We start from the raw sequence: 19,229 nt of genomic DNA, 5'->3' as shown, positions 1-19,229 counted from the left end.
GGGTCTTTCATCCCTTTATTGTGACCTTTTATCGTGGTCCTGCTTGTCGTCTCACGGCCACGCTGGTCCATTTGTGGCTCTGCCGGCCCGCCACCGGGTCTCCGCTCCGTGGGCCGTCCCGCGGCCGAACCGGAGTCGACCATTCACGCCGCGCCCGTAGGCCGGAACCGTGGTGCCATGAAGGAGAGCCCCTGACGAAGGGACCGTCCGGTCATGGCAGCCGCACCGCCCCTGGCACCGTGCCTGCGTTCCGTGCGGGCCGTGGTCTTCGACACCGACGGAGTGATCACCGACTCCGCCCGGCGCCACGCCGCGGCCTGGAAGAAGGCCTTCGACGCCTGCCTTTCGGCTGCCGGGGGCCAGCGGCCGTTCGACGAGGTCGACGACTATCTGCGCCATGTCGACGGCCGCTCGCGGAGGGACGGTGCGGCGGAGTTCCTGCGGTCGAGGGGGCTGGACCTTCCCGAGGGCCGCCCCGACGACCCACCGGGAACCGGCACGGTGTGGGCGGTCGCCGCCCGCAAGGACGAGCTCTTCACGCAGAGCCTGCGCACGGGGCCGGTCGACGTATGGCCCGGCACGGTCCGTCTTCTCGACGTGCTGCGCGCCGAGCGGGTGCCCTGCGCCGCCGTCTCCGCGTCCCGGCACGCGGCGGAACTGCTCGTGCGGGCGGGTCTCGACGACCGGTTCGACGCCGTGGTCGACGGGAACGAGGCCCGTCGGCTGAGGCTGCCCGGGAAACCGGACCCCGCGCTCTTCGTCGAAGCGGCGAGGCGTCTGCGGGTCCCGGCAGGGGACACGGCTGTGGTGGAGGACGCGCTGGCCGGGGTCGAGGCCGGGCGTCGCGGCGGTTTCGGCCTCGTGGTCGGCGTGAACCGTACGGGCGACCCGGTCCACGCCGCCGGACTGCGCCGTCACGGCGCCGACGTCGTGGTGTCCGATCCGGGGGACCTGCTGACGGCCGGGGGCGGCGGATGACACGGGCCTGGACCTGGTCGTACGAGGGGTACGACCCGCAGGAGGAACGGCTGCGGGAGGCGCTCTGCACACTCGGCAACGGCCGCTTCGCCACGCGTGGGGCCGCACCCGAGACGTCCGAGGGCCGTTCGCACTACCCGGGCACCTATGTGGCGGGCTGCTACAACCGGCTGACCTCGTCGGTCCGGGGCCGCCGGGTCGAGAACGAGGACCTCGTCAATCTGCCGAACTGGCTGCCGCTGCGCTACCGCATCCACCCGGCGGGCACGGCCCCCGGGCCATGGCTCACCCCGGACCACCCGCACCTCGTGGAACACGGTCAGTCACTCGATCTGCTCGGGGGCACGCTGTCCCGTCGGTCCGTCTACGAGGACGAGGCGGGCCGCCGGCTGAAGGTGGAGCAGTGCCGTCTGGTGCACATGGGCGATCCGCGTCTCGCAGCGCTCCACACGGTGTTCCGGGCACAGGGGTGGACGGGCGTGGTCGAGGTGGAGGCGGGGATCGACGGGGACGTCCGCAACTCCGGCGTCGCACGGTACCGGGATCTGTCGAACCGGCACCTCACCGGCTGGGTGACCGGCACGGAGGAGGACGGTGTGGTGTCGCTGCGGTGCCGCACGGTGGAGTCGGACGTCGGTGTCGCGCTGGCGGCCCGCACGCTGGCGGGGTGCGGTGACGAGGGCGGAGAGGTCCCCCAACCCGGCCCCGGCCCCGGCCCCGAACCCGGCCTCGGCCCTGAACCCGAACCCGAACCGGGTTCCCGTCCCCGTCCCCGTCCCGGTCCCGATCCCGGCCCCCGCTTCCGGCAGACGGAGAAGGCGGTCTTCCGGCGGCTGGTGCTGCCGCTGAGCCCGGACTCCGACGTCGTCGTCGACAAGACGGTGGCCCTCCACACCACCCGGGACCCCGCGATCGGCAGCCCGCTGCGGGCAGCCGTCGCCGAGGTGCGGGACGCCCCTGACTTCTCACGTCTGCTGTCCTCGCACCAGCGGGCCTGGGCCGATCTGTGGCGGCAGGTCCGGCTGGAGGTCCCGGGCGAAGCGGGTCGCGTTCTCCGGCTGCATCTCTTCCACCTGCTGCAGACGCTCTCCCCGCACACGGCCGAACTCGACGTGGGCGTACCGGCGAGAGGGCTGCACGGCGAGGCGTACCGGGGCCACGTCTTCTGGGACGAGTTGTTCGTACTGCCGTTCCTGAACCTGCATCTTCCCGAAGTGTCCCGAGGGCTTCTCGACTACCGCTACAGGAGGCTGCCCGCGGCCTGTCACGCGGCACACGAGGCGGGCAGGGCCGGGGCGATGTACCCCTGGCAGAGCGCCGACGACGGACATGAGGAGACCCAGGAACTCCATCTCAATCCGCACTCCGGGCGCTGGCTGCCCGACAGCTCGCGGCTGCAGCACCATGTCGGCTCGGCCGTCGCGTACAACGTGTGGCAGTACTGCCAGGCCACCGGGGACACGGAGTACCTGCACTCCAAAGGCGCGGAGATGCTGGTACAGATCGCCAGGTTCTGGGCGGACAGCGCCGAGTGGGACGAGTCCCTGGCCCGGTATCGCATCCGCGGGGTCGTCGGACCGGACGAGTACCACGACGCATATCCGGACACCGGGTCCGCGGGCCTCGACGACAACACGTACACGAACGTGACAGCGGCCTGGGTCCTGTCACGTGCGACGGAGCTGTACCGCGCCCTGCCCGAGGCGCGGCGACGCCGGCTGCTCGACCGGATCCGGCTCGGCCGCGACGAACCGGAAAGCTGGGAGGACATCTCCCGCCGACTGCATGTGCCGTACCACCGGGGTGTCATCAGCCAGTTCGCCGGTTACGGGGAACTGGCCGAGCTCGACTGGGAGGGGTACCGGAGACGGTACGAGGACATCCGTCGGCTGGACCGCATCCTGGAGGCGGAGGGCGACACCGTCAACCGCTACCAGGCGTCCAAACAGGCCGATGTGCTGATGCTCGGCTACCTCTTCTCGCCGCAGGAACTGGCGGGCCTCTTCCGGCGGCTCGGGCATGTGCTGGACGACGACATCTGGCGCGCCACCGTCGACTACTACCTCGCGCGTACGAGCCACGGTTCCACGCTCAGCTCCCTGGTCCACGCGTGGGTGCTGGCCCGGGCGCACCGCGAGGAGGCGTGGAGGTACTGCGAGGAAGCGCTGATCGGGGACGTGGCCGACATCCAGGGCGGCACCACCGAGGAAGGCATCCACCTGGGGGCGATGGCGGGCACCCTCGATTTCGTGCAGCGCGGGATGACGGGGCTGGAGACCCGCGACCGCGCACTGTGGCTGTCGCCCGCCACACTGCCCCAGCTCTCGAAATTCGGGATACGCGTCAGATTCCGCCGGCACTGGGACGTGGACCTGAGCTTCCGCGCCCAGCGCGTCCGGATCGCCGTACCCGACTCGTCGCACCCGGCCGTCCGGGTCGTGCTGGGAGGCCACACCCATGTGATCGCCCCGGGTACGGCCCGATGGCTCGATCTGTCCCCGACCGGGCACGGCTCCTTCCCGCCGGGCCACGCGAGGTGCGACTGCCCCGCCCCGTGACTGCGACTGCCGGTCCGAACAGCCCTCCCGCGATTGCGGCCGTGGTGGACCGGGACCACCCGTGAGACACCGCTCGGACAGCTGTCGCCGCGGCTCGTCAGCGCCCGCCGTTCGATGAATCGGGGTGCGCCCGGGACGTTCACCTGACCCACAGGCGATCATTTCTTCGACCTGTTGTCCGAGACTTGCTGTCCGAGACCTGCTGTCCGGGACTTGCTGTCCGGGACCTGACGGTCGAGGCGCGTCGGCAGTTCGGCGGTGGTGTGTGCCGGTCCGGGGGCCTGTGTGATGACCGTCACCCAGGTTTCTTCGGGTCCGGTGTCGTCCGAACACGGGGTGCCGGGCGTATGCCCGGTGGAACGAAGAGATCCAGGAGCTGTTTTTGACCGTCGAGGAGTTCGAAGAGTTCTACGCGCAGACCGTTGCCCGGCTGACGGGGCAGCTGTTTGTGATGCTCGGAGACCAGCACGAGGCGCAGGACGTGGTGCAGGAAGCTTTCGTCAAGGGCTGGAACCGACGGCGTCAGCTCGACCGCGACGGGCAGCCCGAGGCGTGGATCCGCACGGTCGCCTGGCGCCTGGCGGTGAGTCGGTGGCGCGGTCGGCGCCGTACGGCGGACGCCTGGCGGCGCAGCGGCGCCCCACCCCATGTGGAGGCGCCCGGCCCGGATTCGGTGGCCTTCGTCGAAGTGCTGCGGGATCTTCCGCCCAAACAGCGCCGCACGCTGGCCTTGCACTACGTATGCGATCTGACCGTCGAACAGATCGCCGCGGAGACCGGTCTGGCGGCCAGCACCGTCAAGACGCATCTCGCCCGGGGGCGGGCCACGCTCTCGCACCGTCTGCAGGATCCGCGTACCGAGGAGGGGCCCTGTGTCTGAACCCGACGACCCGTTGCGGTCACTGTTCAAGGAAGCCGCCGCCGCGGGTCAGTCCCGCGCCCTTTCCGCCCCGCCCTCGTTCATCACCGAGCGCGGGGAGCGAGCACACAGGCGCCGGGTCGTCGCGCTGGCTGTCGGAGCCTGTCTGGTCTTCTCCGGCGCGGGCGCGGCCGCAGCCTCCTTGCTGCCCGCGAGCCCCGATGCCTCCGTCCCGGCCACGACCCCCACCCCGCCCCGGCCCTCTCCCGCGTCCTCCCTGCCGGACTCGCCCCGCACCGGCTCGCCGTCGACGAGTCCTCCCTCCTTCGGCCGGAGCGCGTCGGGAACACCGACCTTCCCCGACCGGAGCGCATCGGAGACCCCGGCCCTCCCCGGTTCGGGCCCTTCGCGGGTATCGAACACACCCACGCCGGGCAACAGCTCGCCCGGCTGACCTCCACGCCTTCCGTGCCCCAGCGGCGCCTGCCCGGCCGGTCCGGCACGCGCACATCCGACCCAGGAGACCCTGTTGTGAGCCTTTCGTCCCCTCACCGGAAGAGCGAGTGTCCGCCCGGCCCCACCGGGACCGCTTCCGGGCGATCGCCCCATGAGGCCACGTCATCGGGCACGACCTTCCTCGCCCGGCTGCTGCTCCGGCTCAAGCCCGCCGACCGCGAGGTGCTGTGGCTGTACCTGATGACCCGGGCAGGCATCTGGGTAACCGCCTACTGCACCCGCTGGCTGTTCGCCGACGACCGCAAGGCCCACCACCCCGACTCGTTCTTCTCCCCGTGGCAGCGGTGGGACTGGTGGCACTACCTGCACATAGCCCAGGACGGATACTTCCCCGGAGCGAGCGGCCCCTGGACGTCCGGCTGGGACAACAGAGAAGCCTTCTTCCCCGGCTTCCCGTTCCTGCTGCGGGCCGTCCACACCGTCGTCCCGAGCTGGCCCGCGGCCGGTGCGCTGATCTCCTTCGTCGCCGGGGGCGTCGCCGTACTGGCCCTGGCCCGGATCGCCCGGCTGCATCTGCCGCAGGACGAAGCGGGGCAGCGTACGGCCCTGTTCTTCCTGCTCTCCCCCTGCGCGGTCTTCCTGGCCGCCGGGTACACCGAAGCGCTCTTCCTCGCCCTGGCTCTGCCGGCCTGGCTGGCGGCCCAGCGCCTCAACTGGCCGCTCGCGGCCGCTCTGACCTGTCTGGCCACCACCGTCCGGGTCAGCGGCCTCTTCCTCGCCGCGGCCGTCGCGGTCCACTTCCTGGTCACCGCCCGCACCACCGCCCAGTGGCGCGCTCTTCCCTGGCTGGCGCTGCCCGCCCTCCCGCCCTTTCTCCACAGCTGGTACCTGCACGCGCACACCGGTGACTGGATGGCCTGGAAGCACGCCGAGGAGCGCGGCTGGTACCGCGACTTCCATGCCCCCTGGGAGGCCTGGCAGAACACCTGGCACGCCGCGTTCGGGCATTCCCAGACCACCGGGTACGCCCTGATGTTCCAGGCCGAGCTCCTCGCCATGCTGGTCGGCATCGGTCTGTGCGCCCTGCTGATCCGGCGGCGTCGCTGGGCCGAGGCCGTGTACATCGGCCTCAGCCTGTGGGCCCTGGGCACTTCCTACTGGTACACCTCCATCCCCCGCGCGACCCTGTTGTGGTGGCCCCTGTGGACCGGTCTCGCCGCCTGGAGCCTGCGAAGTCCTCGTGTCAGGACCGCCTATCTCGTTGTCGTGGCACCGGTGATGACGGTCCTGGCCGTCACGTTCCTCTCGGGACGCTGGGCCGGCTGACCCTCGTCCCGCCGGGCGGTGCGCCCCGCACAGGGGCCCGTCGCGGCGCACGACGCGCGATTCCGTCGCGGCTCCTGTCGTGGTCGCCAGGACCGCCGGCCCCTGCGGCGCGAGCCATGAGCAGATGGGAGCCGCCTGCGGGGATGACCGGGCGGGGTGGCGGAGCGCCCGTCGCCACGCTGTCAGTCGTGCAGGTCGCCGAGCCGGCGCAGGGCGGTCAGGCTCGGCAGGAAGCAGTACTCGCCTCCTCGGGTGACGACGAACCGTGGCAGTGGGGTAAGGCGTCGGCGCAGTGGTCGGCGGGGAATGGTGAAGCCGACGGAGCCGTCGTGGGATCCGGTGACGGGGTCCTTGGCGTCATTCGCGCCGAAGAAGACGCCGTCGTTCATCCATTGCGACTGGACGAACTCGAACTGCCGCCCCAGATGCGCGCCGATGAACGCGAACATGAGGCCGCGGTCGGCTCCGTCGTCCTCCAGTACTCCCTCGGGCAGCGGCGGACCGTAGACCGCGCCGCGCCGGATCATGCGGTGGAGTCGCACCTCTCCTGCCACCGCGGCGTCGCGGGGGTTGGCCCGGCGGATGTGGCTGCCGCCCGGCGTCTTGAAACCCGCCGGATCGTCGCTCTCGTACAGGAAGGCGTTGCGGCGGTGCGGGTCGACGCCGAGCGCGGGATCGTCGTGCTGCGGAGCCAGCGCCAAGGGAGCACCGCTGCGCCAGCGCCCCATGATCTTCGCGGCGATCAGCTCTTCGTCCTGGGGCCCGGTGGAGTTGTCCTTCAGATAGCGCCGGAACCCGGCGACGTTCTGATGGAGCTTGCGGAAGACCGCGTAACTGCCGTTGCGTCCCAGTGCGGTCGGCTGTGGGCTCTGGATGCCGCCGATCTCGTCCCGGTAGCCGAGGACGAACTCACCGGCCTTGAGCGGCACTTCCAACGGGTTGGATCCCGGTATGCCGCTGCCTTCGACGGCCGGATGACTGACCCCGTCGCGATAGCCGAAATGCTCGGTCTCGGTGGGCAGTGCGTAGCAGTCCTGCCGCCATATCGCCGTCACGCCGGAAAGCCCGTCGTAGGTGGGGCGGGCGCGGTCGACGGCCGCTTCGAGCTGCGCGGGGTCGGGCGCGACCGCTGTGATCACCACATGGCCATCGGGGCTGCCCAGCGGCGCTTCCCAGTGCTCCGGGCTGCTCTCGCCCACATCGCCCAGCGCTTTGGCGCGGACCGCCATCCCCTGCCGGAACTCCCAGGCGAACGTGTCCAGCGAGGCGCGCGGCACCCCCAGCGCCTCCAGTCCGCGACAGGTGAGGGCCACGCTCACCCAGGTGTCCCCCAACGGGCTGACCGGGTCCGCCGCGGATGTCACCGCCGTACTCGCGCGCCGCATCAACTCCCGTCCGGGGCCCGGGTCATCGATGCGGAAGGCGAGGTAAGTCGCCGCGTACGGCGTCGGCCGGGGACTGAGAACCCCGCGCTGGATGTCGTCGAGCTCCAGCGTGACCCCCGTGTGCACGCTCACGGTTGACCTCCTGGGCCCTACTTGGAGACGAGGTTGCGCCAGAAGTTCCGCAGGCTTTCGTCCCCGCCGAACAAGGAGCTGAAGATCGTCGAGTCCGCCAGCAGCAGGTCGGCCGCGCGGTCACCGTCAGGAGGCATCCACAGGAACATGTTGAACTCCGTGTTGCCGGCCTCGGTGAACGGATGCGGCCTGGACATGTCGATCGGCTGCCTGGCCAGCACGCGGACGGCGTCCGGTTCGTCGGTCGTCACGTCGTAGTGAGGCAGATGCATGTGGAAGTTGAAGTTCGTCACCCCGTCCAGCCAGCCCTTCGGGTCCAGTTCCCTGACCGTGGACAGAGGAACGATCCGGTTGTCCTCGTGTGTCGCCGGGCGCAACCCGTACCGGTTCATGACCGGCACGCCGAGGCCCTGCATCAAGTCCCTGACATAGGTGGCGAATCGCTGCTGACGGGGTACCAGGGGATCTCCGTGATGGCGGTACTCCATCTCGCGGACCGACAGGTCGTCCGATGCGCCGACGTCGTGGTGCGGGCCCAGGACGAGGCAGGTGTTCTCCCGGCCGAGGAACGCCCGTAGGGCCTCGATCTCCCCGGGCCGGGCCTCCTGCTCGGTGACCGCGTGGTCCAGCCCGAACACGAACATGACGTCCGTGTCGTCGAGCACCCGCTCGTCGAGTGGGGTCTGGAAACCCGCCTGGTCGATGCGCTGATACACCGGGACGGGATGCCCGGTGACCTCCTCGACGAACTCCTGGAACGGCACCCATGCCCAGAAGAACAGCTCCAGTGACCCGGCGATGCCCTGCTGGAACCGGTACGGATCCGACCACTTGGGATCCTCGTAGGCCGGCCATGTGACCCGCCTGACCTCGGTCATCGTGGAGAAGCGGTTGTCCAGCTCGGCCGTGTTGCGACCGGCCTCTGCCGGATAGCTCCACGAGACGTAGATGCTCACTCGGCGTCCACCAGGGGTGTACTCCCGCGGAACATGCCTCTGGTTGTACGTGCGCGCTGTCTTGACCTCGCTCATTTCGATCGTCTCACTGATCGTCTCACTGCATCTGATCGAGCATCTCCGACAGGGCGCTCCTGACCTGCAGAGCCTTCTTGATCTCGTCCGACGTCACGTACGGGTACTCCCCGTACTCGATGAAGCTCGGACAGTGGTGTTTCCGTACGAACCGGATGAACGCCTCGGGGTTCGTCCGCCAGTCCTCGGGAAAGCCTTCGAGATTCTCGAAGGCGGTGCTGACGCCGGCCTTGGAGAACAGCGCGACGGCATCCTCCGTGTACTTGTCGAAGTCGGTGTCGAAGATGCCCTGGTACATGAAGCGCGTGTCGTCGTCGAAGAGAACCCAGCGCAGATAGTGCAGCTTCAACGGCGCGAGAAGATACGGATCCTGCTCCAGCGCCTCGGCCAGGGCGCGGCCGTACTCCCGCATCGCGTCGGCCCTGCCCGGTTTGACCGTCGCGACGATGGTGAAGCCGTAGCAGGCTGGAGTTCTCGGGAAGACGGGTCCGTACTTCCCCTGTTCCAGATGGTCGGTCTCCTTGGGGATGACGACGGCCTGCGGCTTGAGTTCCATGTCCGCTCCTCTCCGCATTCCAGAGGTGGGGACTCACTTCCAGCCTTGCACCCGATGCCTGACCGTGCCTGCTGGGCGGGACGGAGCCGACGGCTCCGGTGCCGACCACGGAAGCCGGGCGGTCTGCGCGGCACAGGTGTGAGAGACCACCGGCGTTCGACGGCTGAGCAACGCCGCTCATCAACGACTCGGACCGCGGTGACGGACGACGTCAGTGCGTCAGGGCGACCTTGAGGAGCACGATGAGCAGGCCGAGTACCAGGTTGACCGCCCCGGCGGCCACCACCACGCGGCCCGTGGCCCCCGCGTGCAGAGCGGCGACCGAGGCCCAGCCGACCTGACCGGCCAGCGCGACGCCCAGGGCCAGCCACAACGCCCCTTCCGGGCCGAGGCCCAGCAGAGGGGTGACGGCGACGGCCACGGCAGGTGGGACGGCCGCCTTGACGATGGGCCACTCGGCCGTGCACACCCGCCGGATCTCCCTCCCGTCCAGAGATGTGTACATGATCCGCTCCCCGAGCAGCCGGGTGAGCACATGAGCGGCCCAGAACACCACCCCGGTGCCCAGCAGCAGGAGAACGAGTTCCAGCCGTGGGAAATACCTGAGCGATCCGGCTCCGACCACCACCGAGGCGGCGAGCAGCGAGCCGTACACGGCGCCCGTGTAATCACGCCGCTCCGTGGCGTCCACGTGCGGATCCTGTGCGGGAGGCCGACCGTCCATGATTCCAGTGTGGGCACGCCTGTTGCGTGTCGCACGGCCACACGTCTCCGGCATCCGGACGCGTTCGATCTCCTGTCGGCCGCCTCCCCGGGCATGTGCGGACGCAGGACCCGAAAGCCCCGCCCGCACCCATCAAGGCCCTGGGTCAGGGCCAGACCAGGCAGTACGCCTGGTGCCCCGCGTCGTGCAGCCGGTGGGAGAAGTCCTGCCACTCGTGCAGCAGTTGGTAGACGTTGAACGCGTCGCGCGGGCCGCCCCGGTCCGGGACCGTGGACCAGATGAAGGCCGCGGCGCCCACCGACTCCTCGCCCACGCCGCGCAGCGGGTCGACGACCGTCATCGGAAGTTTGACCACCGCGTAGTCGGGGTGCAGCACGACCAGTTCCAGCGGGGGGACCCTGTGCAGGGGTATGCCCTGGATGCCGGTGAGGACCATCGCCGCGACCGTCTCCGGCTTGATCTTGGTGAACATGCCGCCCATGCCCAGTTCGTCGCCGCCGAGTTCCTCGGGACGCATCGAAATGGGCACGCGTGCGGCCGTGGCCCCGTCCGGGGCCCCGAAGTACTTGTAGGTCACCCCCACCCGGCCACCACTCCTGCTTCCGGCTCCGCCACCCTGCGCACCATTGGCCTGTGTGCCCTGTCTGCGCTCCGCCTCACGCCGGTGCCGACCCCGCCGGGCAGGCTCGGGCCCCAGGTCGTCGGTCCCTTCGCCCACTCCGCCACCGCGATGCATATCTCATCCACCCGACTACTACTTAGGAGACCCAGCCCCCGCCGCGCAACCCGATCATCGTGTCAGTGACCTCCCCCGCGGGCGTGCGGTGAAACACCTGCCCGCAAGACCTTCCGTGACCCCGGCACCATGGCGTGTGTGAGCTTTCCCCTTGAAGTCACCAGTTTCGCAGATGTGAGGGGGCCGGCGCCCGGTCGTTGCGCGACGGATGTGCTCGCGGGGCTTTCAGGGGCCGGGATCTTCCGCTCCCGGCCGCTCGGGAGGGCTGACCTACCCTGGGGAGGTCACTAGCCCCCGGAGTCGGAGAAGTCGCAGGTCATGACCGAACTGCCTTATCGATATGAAGCCCCAGTTTCGCAGACGCTTTTCGACCGCGCGTCCCTCGTGACGCCCGGCGGCGTGAATTCTCCCGTCCGTGCCTTCCGGGCCGTGGGCGGCACGCCCCGCTTCATGGTGTCCGGTACCGGTCCCTACCTCACCGACGCCGACGGCCGGGAGTATGTCGACCTCGTGTGCTCGTGGGGGCCGATGATCCTCGGTCACTCCCACCCCGAGGTCGTCGCCGCGGTCCAGGAGGCCGTGGCCCGCGGCACCTCGTTCGGTACGCCCGGTGAGGGCGAGGTCGCGCTCGCCGAGGAGATCGTGGCCCGGGTCGAGCCCGTGGAGCGGGTGCGGCTGGTGTCGTCCGGCACCGAGGCGACCATGTCCGCGATCCGTCTCGCCCGTGGGTTCACCGGCCGCGCCAAGGTGGTGAAGTTCGCCGGCTGCTACCACGGCCACGTCGACGCGCTGCTCGCCGCCGCCGGGTCCGGGGTCGCGACCTTCGGCCTTCCCGACACCCCGGGGGTCACCGGCGCGCAGGCCGGCGACACGATCGTGCTGCCGTACAACGACCTGGAGGCCGTACGGGAGGCGTTCGCCGCGCAGCCCGGCGAGATCGCCTGTGTGATCACCGAGGCGTCGCCCGGCAACATGGGTGTGGTGCCGCCGCTGGACGGTTTCAACGCCGGACTCAAGGAGATCTGCGCCGCCAACGGTGCGCTCTACATCTCCGACGAGGTCATGACCGGATTCCGTACCTCGAAGGCCGGCTGGTTCGGCGTCGACGGAGTGCGGCCCGACCTGATGACCTTCGGCAAGGTCATGGGCGGCGGCTTCCCGGCCGCGGCCTTCGGCGGGCGTGCGGACGTGATGGCGCACCTCGCCCCGGCCGGTCCCGTCTACCAGGCGGGCACCCTTTCCGGCAATCCGATCGCCACCGCCGCCGGCCTCGCCCAGTTGCGGCTGCTCGACGACGTGGCGTACGCGAAGGTGGACGCGGTCTCCGCGGAGATCCGCGGCCTGGTCGGCGAGGCGCTGACCAAGGAAGGCGTGGCGCACGTCGTGCAGGCGGCGAGCAACATGTTCTCCGTCTTCTTCACCGACCGGCCGGTGCGGAACTACGAGGACGCAAAGCAGCAGGAAGCTTTCCGCTTCACCGCCTTCTTCCACTCGCTGCTGTCGCAGGGTGTCTACCTGCCGCCGTCCGCCTTCGAGTCCTGGTTCGTCTCCACCGCCCACGACACGCAGGCCGTCGAGCGCATCGCCGCGGCCCTGCCCGCCGCTGCCCGCGCTGCCTCGGAGGCCACCGCATGAGCGAGAACAGCAGGCCCAAGGACATCACCGTCGTCCATCTGATGCGGCACGGAGAAGTGCACAACCCGGAGGGCGTGCTCTACGGACGCCGCCCCGGCTACCACCTCTCCGAGCTCGGCCGGCAGATGGCCGACCGGGTCGCCGCACACCTGGAGAGCCGCGACATCACCCATGTCGTGGCCTCACCGCTGGAGCGCGCCCAGGAGACGGCCACGCCGATCGCCAAGACGCACGGCCTCGACCTGGCCACCGACGAACGGCTCATCGAGGCCGCCAACGTCTTCGAGGGCAAGACCTTCGGTGTCGGCGACGGGGCGCTGCGCAAGCCGGACAACTGGAAGCACCTGACGAATCCGTTCCGGCCGTCGTGGGGCGAGCCGTACATCGAGCAGGTCGTGCGGATGATGGGCGCCCTGGACGCCGCGCGTGACGCGGCCCGCGGTCACGAGGCGGTGTGCGTCAGCCATCAGCTGCCGATCTGGATCGTGCGGAGCTTCGTGGAGCGGCGGCGGCTGTGGCACGACCCGCGCAAGCGGCAGTGCACGCTCGCGTCGCTGACCAGCTTCACGTACCAGGGCGACAAGATCGTCTCGGTCGGGTACACGGAGCCGGCGCGTGACCTGGTGCCCGCGCATCTGCGGGCGGGGGCGAAGCCGGTGAAGGGGAAGTCGAAGGCGTTCGGCGCGTAGCGGGACCTTGGCCGGCGGGGCGCGGTGTGCGTCCCCCGGCCCGGGGGCGGTGTCCCGCGTCCGACGGGTCCTCCGGGCCCCCGCCGGTCCTCCGCGCCTGACCGGTCTTCCGGTTCCTCCGCCGGTCCTCCGAGCCTGACCGGTCCTCCAATCCCCGCCGTTCCCACCCCGGGGCCTCTTCCTCGCCGGCCCTCCGTACCCCGGGGCCTCTCGCCGGTCCTCCGCGCCCCGGCCGCACCGGTCCGCCGCCGGCTCGTGGCCTTCTCCTGCCGTGCTGTCCTCGATCGCCGGACGGGCGTGACCCTTCCGCCCGTCCGGCGATCGTGCTGCCGCGACGGGACCGGCGCCGTCGCGGGCCGGGGACCGAGGGCAACGCGACGATCGTGCCACCGCCCCGGGTGACCTATCAGTCATACGTTCGTGTGCGTACCGGTCTGGTCACCCACAGAAACTTGTGCTAAATCGCGGAACCCTCGTGTTGTTTTCATCATCTAAGCCTTTGTCAGTTTGTATGGACTTGATGTAAAACGACCGCAGATGGGGAACGCATGCGCGAGATCAGCCGAAGGGGTTTGCTCGGAGCCGGGCTCGGGGCTGCGGCCACGATCGGTCTGGCGGGTTGCGGTTCCTTCGATACCGGCCGGCCGGGGGCGGACACGGGGTCTGCGGGGGAGAAGGGCGCCGACGGGCACACCCGGGGGACCGGACCCGCGAAGAAGGACGTCCGGAAGATCGGGGACGGTTCCACCGCCGACACCGGGAAGCAGCCGCACCAGCCTTCGGCTCCGGTTCCGCTCGAACCCGGGCAGACGCCGCCGCAGTTCGTGATCTTCTCCTGGGACGGGGCGGGCGAGGTCGGCAACGGGCTCTTCCCGCGATTCCTGGAACTCGCCAGGAATCACGACGCGGCGATGACCTTCTTCCTCTCCGGCCTGTATCTGCTTCCCGAGTCGAAGAAGTCCATGTACCGGCCGCCCAACAACCCGATCGGTGCTTCCGACATCGGATATCTGACCGATGACCACATCAAGCAGACACTGAAGTACGTCCGTCAGGCCTGGCTGGACGGGCATGAGATCGGCACTCACTTCAACGGGCATTTCTGCGCCGGCTCCGGATCGGTCGCGAACTGGTCGCCCGCCCAGTGGCGGAGTGAAATCGATCAGGCGGTCTCCTTCGTCACCGAATGGCGCACCAACACCGGGTGGACCGATCTCGATCCGTTGCCATTCGACTACCGCAAGGAACTGATCGGCGGCCGCGCCCCCTGTCTGCTCGGCCAGGACAATCTGCTGCCCACGGCGAGCAAGCTGGGCTGGCGCTACGACGCCAGCTCGCCCGGCGGTACCCAGGTGTGGCCCCAGAAGCGCCAGGGCATCTGGGATCTGCCGCTGCAGGGCATGCCGTTCCCGGGGCACACCTTCGAAGTCCTTTCGATGGACTACAACATCCTCGCCAACCAGTCGCAGAATTCGACCAAGGGCATGCCCTCGCGCTACCCGGGCTGGCGGGAGCAGGCCGCCAAGTCGTATCTCGCCGGTTTCGACCGTGCGTACACGACGAATCGCGCGCCCTTCTACATCGGAAACCACTTCGAGGAGTGGAACGGCGGCATCTATATGGACGCGGTCGAGGAAGCGCTCAAGAAAATCGCGGGGAAGCCGGATGTGCGGCTCGTCTCCTTCAAGCAGTTCGTCGACTGGCTCGATGTCCAGACCCCGGCCGTGCTCGACAAGCTTCGGACGCTGGGCGTCGGACAGTCACCCGAAGGCGGCTGGAACGCCTTCTTTAAACAGGCCTGACAACGGGCTTTACGGGCACCGAGGGGGGTGCCCGAGATCGCCGGAACCGCCATGCGAAACTTTTCACATGAGCTATGGCCGGGCATCTCGACGCCGCTTCACCCTGCTCGCCGCCCCCGCAGCGGTCGTCGCGCTCGCCCTCACGCTGACGGCGTGCGGGGGCGACGACAACAAGGCGGGTGGCGGCGGCAATACGAACTTCGTCACGGGCAGTGGCGGAATCTCCACCGTGGCCAAGGGCGACCGCAAGGCCGCCCCGAAGCTCGACGGCGAGACCCTCGAAGGCAAGCAGCTCGACGTCGCCGACTACAGGGGCAAGGTCGTCGTGCTGAACATGTGGGGCTCGTGGTGCGGGCCCTGCCGTCTGGAGGCCCAGTACTTCGCGAGGGTGGCGAAGGAGACGAAGGACAAGGACGTCCAGTTCGTCGGGATCAACACGCGCGACGCCCAGAAGGGCCCCGCGCAGAGCTTCGAGAAGGACTACGGGGTCCCCTACCCCAGCCTCTACGACCCGACCGGCAAGCTCATGCTCCGCTTCCCCAAGGGCACGCTGCGTCCGCAGGCCATTCCGTCGACCGTGGTGCTGGACCGGGACGGGAAGATCGCCGCCCGTTCCCTGACCGCGCTCGACTCCGACAAGCTGCACAAGATGATCGACCCGCTGATCGCGGAGAAGTGATTCCGTGCACACCCTTGCCGCGCTCCAGGGCGAGAACCTGACCATCGTGAACGGGGCGCTGATCGTCGCCCTGCCCGTCGCCGTGCTCGCCGGGCTCGTCTCGTTCTTCTCGCCGTGCGTCCTGCCGCTCGTCCCCGGTTACCTCAGTTACGTCACCGGGGTCAGCGGCACGGACCTGGCGCAGGCCCGGCGCGGGCGGATGGTGGCGGGTGCCTCGCTCTTCGTGCTCGGCTTCACCGCCGTGTTCGTCTCCGGCGGCGCGCTCTTCGGCTTCTTCGGACAGACCCTCCAAGAGCACAGCGGAACGCTCTCCAAGATCCTCGGTGTGCTGATGATCCTCATGGGGATCTTCTTCATGGGCCTGATGCCGTGGATGACGCAGCGCGAGTTCCGTATCCACAAGAGGCCGGTGACCGGGCTGGCGGGCGCACCACTGCTGGGCGCCCTCTTCGGGATCGGCTGGACCCCGTGCCTCGGCCCGACGCTCAGCTCGGTGAGCATCCTCGCGATGGACCAGGGCACCGCCGGGCGCGGGGCGATACTGACCGTCGCGTACTGCCTCGGGCTCGGCCTGCCCTTCGTGCTCGCGGCGGTCGCCTTCCGCAAGGCGCTCGGCGCGTTCGGCTGGGTCAAGCGGCACTACGCATGGGTCATGCGCATCGGCGGCGTCATGATGATCGCGACCGGTCTTCTCCTGCTGACCGGCGTGTGGGGCACGATGATGCAGCAATTGCAGGGCTGGTCCAACGGCTTCACGGTGGGGATCTGAGTTCCATGAGCAACACCAAGTCCAACCCCCCCGCCCCGGAGCGCGAGCGTCCGGACGAGCGGGAGATCCGGGACGAACAGGACCGGGAGAACGCCCGCGAACTCGGTGCGGCCGGCTCCCAGCTCTCCACCGCCCCGCGCGAGGAGAGCGTGGCCAATCCGCCGGCCATGGGCGTCATGGGCTGGGCCCGCTGGTTCTGGCGACAGCTCACCTCGATGCGGGTCGCGCTGATCCTGCTCTTCCTCCTGTCGCTCGGCGCCATCCCCGGCTCGCTGATCCCGCAGAACAGCGTGGACGAACTGAAGGTGCAGACCTTCAAGGAAGCCCACACCACCGTCGCGCCGATCTACGAGAAGCTCCAGTTCTTCGACGTCTACAGCTCCGTGTGGTTCTCCGCGATCTACATCCTGCTGTTCATCTCGCTCATCGGCTGCATCGTCCCGCGCACCGGCCAGTTCATCGGCCAGCTGCGCAGCCGTCCGCCGGGCGCCCCCAAGCGCCTGACCCGGCTGCCCGCGTACACCACCTGGCGCACCGAGGCCGAGCCCGAGCAGGTCCGCGAGGCCGCGCTCGCGATCATGCGCAAGCGGCGCTACCGCGCGCACACCGTGGGCGACGCGGTCGCCGCGGAGAAGGGCTATCTGCGCGAGGCCGGGAATCTGGTCTTCCACATCGCCCTGATCGTGATGCTGGTGGCCTTCGCCTTCGGTCAGCTCTTCAAGTCCGAGGGCGGCAAGCTGATCGTCGAGGGCGACGGCTTCTCCAACACGCTCACCCAGTACGACGACTTCAAGTCCGGTTCGCTGTTCGACTACGACTCGCTCGCACCGTTCAGCTTCAAGCTCGACAAGTTCATCGGCACGTACGAGCGCAACGGCCCCCAGATCGGTACGCCCCGGACCTACGAGGCCCATGTGACGTACGAGAAGGGCGCGTACGGCAAGCCGCAGAAGTCCGTCATCAAGGTCAACGAGCCCCTCGTCATCGACGGCACCAAGGTCTACCTCAACGCGCACGGCTACGCGCCCGTCGTCTCCGTCAAGGACGGCAAGGGCAAGGAGGTCTACCGGAGCGCCGTGCCGCTGCTGCCCATCGACAACAACGTCACCTCGACCGGTGCGATCAAGGTCTTCGACGGCTATCGCGACAAGAACGGCAAGAAGACCCAGCTGGGCTTCCAGGCCTTCTTCGTGCCGACCTTCGCGGGCGACAACCAGGGCACGATGTTCTCCCAGTTCCCCGCCGCCGACAATCCGCGGCTCGCCCTCAACGGCTACTACGGCTACCTCGGGCCCGACTCCGGGCTGGCACAGAACGTGTACCAGCTGGACAAGTCCAAGATGAAGGCGTTCAAGGACACCAAGGGCAACCTGCTCAAGCAGCGCCTGGCGGTCGGCGACACGATGAAGCTCCCAAACGGAGCCGGCTCGATCACCTTCGAGGGTGTCGAGGAGTGGGCCAGCTTCCAGATCTCCGAGCAGCCCGCCAGCGGCTGGGCGCTCACCGGATCCATCGCCGCCATCGCCGGGCTCGCGGGCTCGCTGTTCATCCAGCGACGCCGGGTCTGGGTGCGGGCCGTGCGCGGTGCGGACGGCGTCACCGTCGTCGAAATGGCGGGTCTCGGCCGCAGCGAGTCCGCGAAGCTTCCCGAGGAGCTGGCCGATCTCGCGGTCACGCTCAACGACGTGGCGCCCACGGCGCCCGGCTCTGACACCGACCCCGGATCCGATGCCGGTTTTGTCGGAGAATCCCCCGTAGAACCTGCCGAAGGGGCTGAGAAGTGAATCTCGCCGCCGCAACCAACGAGAACCTGGCGCACACCAGCAATGTGCTGATCTATTCGTCGATGGCCGTCTACACCCTGGCCTTCTTCGCCCACATCGCGGAATGGGTGTTCGGCAGCCGCAGCAAGGTCGGCCGCACCGCCGCCGCGCTGACCGGGGCCGATGCCGGGGCCGGCGCCTCGGTGAAGGTGCAGGTCGCACAGAAGGGCGGCGGCACCGCCGTACTCGACCGCCCGAAGATCGTCACGCGCTCCGCGGCCGGTTCCCGCGACGTCCCGGACGGGCCCGGCGCGGCCGGCGGCACGTTCAAGGGCGATCTGTACGGACGCATGGCGATCTCCCTGACCGTGCTCGCCTTCCTCGTCCAGGCCGGCGGGGTGCTCGCGCGTGCGCTCTCCGTGCAGCGTGCCCCCTGGGGCAACATGTACGAGTTCTCCATCACCTTCTCCACGGTGGCGGTCGGCGCCTACCTGGTCCTGCTCGCGCTGAAGAAGAACGTCCGCTGGATGGGGCTGCTCCTGGTCACCACCGTCCTGCTGGACCTCGGCATCGCGACCACGGTGCTCTACACCTCCAGCGACCAGCTGGTGCCCGCACTGCACTCGTACTGGCTGTGGATCCACGTCTCCACCGCCATCATCTGCGGTGCCGTCTTCTACATCGGCGCGGTCGCCACGCTGCTCTACCTCTTCCGCGACAGCTACGAGAGCAAGCTCGCCGCCGGCGTGCAGCCCGGTTCGTTCGCCCAGTCCGTGCTCTCCCGGCTGCCCGCCGCCTCGACGCTCGACAAGTTCTCGTACCGCATCAACGCCGCCGTCTTCCCGCTGTGGACGTTCACGATCATCGCGGGCGCCATCTGGGCGGGCGACGCGTGGGGCCGCTACTGGGGCTGGGACCCCAAGGAGGTCTGGTCCTTCATCACCTGGGTCGCGTACGCCTGCTACCTGCACGCCCGCGCCACCGCCGGCTGGAAGGGACGCAAGGCCGCCTACCTGGCACTGATCGCCTTCGGCTGCTGGCTCTTCAACTACTACGGCGTCAACATCTTCGTCACCGGCAAGCACTCCTACGCAGGCGTCTGACCGGCCCCGCACCCGTACGGGTGCGGATCGGGCACCGCCGGGCCACGC

Annotated in this window: 17 protein-coding genes; 11 read left to right on the top strand and 6 right to left on the bottom strand. The window is 69.3% G+C overall.

Features of this window, described 5'->3' with window-relative positions; translation table 11 throughout:
- Positions 1-213 precede the first annotated feature (213 nt).
- The 3 genes from ACIOHC_RS11905 to ACIOHC_RS11895 all read left to right on the top strand — a co-directional run bounded on the left by ACIOHC_RS11905 (position 214) and on the right by ACIOHC_RS11895 (position 4,416).
- Positions 214-978, top strand: a complete 765-nt coding sequence (locus tag ACIOHC_RS11905) for an HAD-IA family hydrolase (protein WP_351080065.1) — start codon at positions 214-216, stop codon at positions 976-978.
- A complete protein-coding gene (locus ACIOHC_RS11900) occupies positions 975-3,536 on the top strand; it encodes a glycosyl hydrolase family 65 protein (protein WP_351080066.1) in 2,562 nt (853 codons plus the stop codon). The genes ACIOHC_RS11905 and ACIOHC_RS11900 overlap by 4 nt, the downstream gene beginning before the upstream one ends.
- A gap of 382 nt (positions 3,537-3,918) precedes the next feature.
- Positions 3,919-4,416 carry a SigE family RNA polymerase sigma factor gene (locus ACIOHC_RS11895; protein WP_351080070.1) on the top strand — a complete coding sequence of 166 codons (498 nt, stop codon included), beginning with the start codon at positions 3,919-3,921 and terminating at the stop codon, positions 4,414-4,416.
- 48 nt (positions 4,417-4,464) lie between these two features.
- Here the strand turns inward: ACIOHC_RS11895 and ACIOHC_RS11890 are convergent, their stop codons facing one another.
- A complete protein-coding gene (locus tag ACIOHC_RS11890) occupies positions 4,465-4,824 on the bottom strand; it encodes a hypothetical protein (RefSeq protein ID WP_351080072.1) in 360 nt (119 codons plus the stop codon).
- Positions 4,825-4,926: 102 nt separating this feature from the next.
- Between ACIOHC_RS11890 and ACIOHC_RS11885 the strand changes: the two genes are divergently transcribed.
- On the top strand, positions 4,927-6,177 hold the full coding sequence (locus tag ACIOHC_RS11885) for a mannosyltransferase family protein (protein WP_401842603.1): 1,251 nt from the start codon (positions 4,927-4,929) through the stop codon (positions 6,175-6,177).
- 182 nt (positions 6,178-6,359) lie between these two features.
- On the opposite strand, the gene ACIOHC_RS11880 is transcribed toward ACIOHC_RS11885, so the two are convergent.
- The 5 genes from ACIOHC_RS11880 to ACIOHC_RS11860 form a co-directional block, all read right to left on the bottom strand.
- On the bottom strand, positions 6,360-7,694 hold the full coding sequence (locus ACIOHC_RS11880; RefSeq protein ID WP_351080074.1) for a Dyp-type peroxidase: 1,335 nt from the start codon (positions 7,692-7,694) through the stop codon (positions 6,360-6,362).
- Between the two features lie 17 nt (positions 7,695-7,711).
- On the bottom strand, positions 7,712-8,725 hold the full coding sequence (locus tag ACIOHC_RS11875) for a hypothetical protein (RefSeq protein ID WP_401842602.1): 1,014 nt from the start codon (positions 8,723-8,725) through the stop codon (positions 7,712-7,714).
- Between the two features lie 22 nt (positions 8,726-8,747).
- Positions 8,748-9,281 carry a hypothetical protein gene (locus ACIOHC_RS11870; protein ID WP_401842601.1) on the bottom strand — a complete coding sequence of 178 codons (534 nt, stop codon included), beginning with the start codon at positions 9,279-9,281 and terminating at the stop codon, positions 8,748-8,750.
- Between the two features lie 211 nt (positions 9,282-9,492).
- Positions 9,493-10,005 (bottom strand): hypothetical protein, encoded by a 513-nt coding sequence (locus ACIOHC_RS11865; RefSeq protein WP_351080079.1) that lies wholly within the window; start codon positions 10,003-10,005, stop codon positions 9,493-9,495.
- 145 nt (positions 10,006-10,150) lie between these two features.
- A complete protein-coding gene (locus tag ACIOHC_RS11860) occupies positions 10,151-10,741 on the bottom strand; it encodes a hypothetical protein (RefSeq protein ID WP_365691220.1) in 591 nt (196 codons plus the stop codon).
- A gap of 327 nt (positions 10,742-11,068) precedes the next feature.
- Between ACIOHC_RS11860 and hemL the strand changes: the two genes are divergently transcribed.
- From hemL to ccsB, 7 genes are all read left to right on the top strand, one after another.
- Entirely contained in the window at positions 11,069-12,376 is a 1,308-nt protein-coding gene (gene hemL / locus ACIOHC_RS11855) for a glutamate-1-semialdehyde 2,1-aminomutase (RefSeq protein WP_351080150.1), read from the top strand.
- A complete protein-coding gene (locus ACIOHC_RS11850; protein ID WP_351080081.1) occupies positions 12,373-13,065 on the top strand; it encodes a histidine phosphatase family protein in 693 nt (230 codons plus the stop codon). The genes hemL and ACIOHC_RS11850 overlap by 4 nt, the downstream gene beginning before the upstream one ends.
- A 548-nt stretch (positions 13,066-13,613) precedes the next feature.
- Complete coding sequence (locus ACIOHC_RS11845) at positions 13,614-14,867, top strand: hypothetical protein (protein WP_365691221.1); 1,254 nt, start codon at positions 13,614-13,616, stop codon at positions 14,865-14,867.
- Positions 14,868-14,934: 67 nt separating this feature from the next.
- Entirely contained in the window at positions 14,935-15,546 is a 612-nt protein-coding gene (locus tag ACIOHC_RS11840; RefSeq protein WP_351080084.1) for a TlpA disulfide reductase family protein, read from the top strand.
- Positions 15,547-15,550: 4 nt separating this feature from the next.
- A complete protein-coding gene (locus tag ACIOHC_RS11835; RefSeq protein ID WP_401842598.1) occupies positions 15,551-16,315 on the top strand; it encodes a cytochrome c biogenesis CcdA family protein in 765 nt (254 codons plus the stop codon).
- Between the two features lie 5 nt (positions 16,316-16,320).
- Positions 16,321-18,099, top strand: coding sequence for a cytochrome c biogenesis protein ResB (locus ACIOHC_RS11830; protein WP_401842596.1), 1,779 nt, complete (start codon positions 16,321-16,323; stop codon positions 18,097-18,099).
- Positions 18,096-19,181 carry a c-type cytochrome biogenesis protein CcsB gene (gene ccsB, locus ACIOHC_RS11825; protein ID WP_351080088.1) on the top strand — a complete coding sequence of 362 codons (1,086 nt, stop codon included), beginning with the start codon at positions 18,096-18,098 and terminating at the stop codon, positions 19,179-19,181. Before ACIOHC_RS11830 ends, ccsB begins: the two co-directional genes overlap by 4 nt.
- Positions 19,182-19,229: the final 48 nt, after the last annotated feature.

Origin of the sequence: Streptomyces sp. NPDC088252 (assembly GCF_044740965.1) — a bacterium.
Taxonomy (GTDB): domain Bacteria; phylum Actinomycetota; class Actinomycetes; order Streptomycetales; family Streptomycetaceae; genus Streptomyces.
The sequence above is the reverse complement of the archived record's forward strand: the minus strand, read 5'-3'. Positions and strand labels throughout refer to the sequence as shown.

What these genes read in the sequence shown, in the direction of transcription:
- ACIOHC_RS11905 (WP_351080065.1), top strand. Translation starts at nt 214, where the DNA reads ATGGCAGCCGCACCGCCCCTGGCACCGTGCCTGCGTTCCGTGCGGGCC.
- ACIOHC_RS11900 (WP_351080066.1), top strand. Translation starts at nt 975, where the DNA reads ATGACACGGGCCTGGACCTGGTCGTACGAGGGGTACGACCCGCAGGAG.
- ACIOHC_RS11875 (WP_401842602.1), bottom strand. Translation starts at nt 8,725, where the DNA reads ATGAGCGAGGTCAAGACAGCGCGCACGTACAACCAGAGGCATGTTCCG.
- ACIOHC_RS11870 (WP_401842601.1), bottom strand. Translation starts at nt 9,281, where the DNA reads ATGGAACTCAAGCCGCAGGCCGTCGTCATCCCCAAGGAGACCGACCAT.
- ACIOHC_RS11865 (WP_351080079.1), bottom strand. Translation starts at nt 10,005, where the DNA reads ATGGACGGTCGGCCTCCCGCACAGGATCCGCACGTGGACGCCACGGAG.
- ACIOHC_RS11860 (WP_365691220.1), bottom strand. Translation starts at nt 10,741, where the DNA reads ATGCATCGCGGTGGCGGAGTGGGCGAAGGGACCGACGACCTGGGGCCC.
- ACIOHC_RS11850 (WP_351080081.1), top strand. Translation starts at nt 12,373, where the DNA reads ATGAGCGAGAACAGCAGGCCCAAGGACATCACCGTCGTCCATCTGATG.
- ACIOHC_RS11845 (WP_365691221.1), top strand. Translation starts at nt 13,614, where the DNA reads ATGCGCGAGATCAGCCGAAGGGGTTTGCTCGGAGCCGGGCTCGGGGCT.
- ACIOHC_RS11840 (WP_351080084.1), top strand. Translation starts at nt 14,935, where the DNA reads ATGAGCTATGGCCGGGCATCTCGACGCCGCTTCACCCTGCTCGCCGCC.
- ACIOHC_RS11830 (WP_401842596.1), top strand. Translation starts at nt 16,321, where the DNA reads ATGAGCAACACCAAGTCCAACCCCCCCGCCCCGGAGCGCGAGCGTCCG.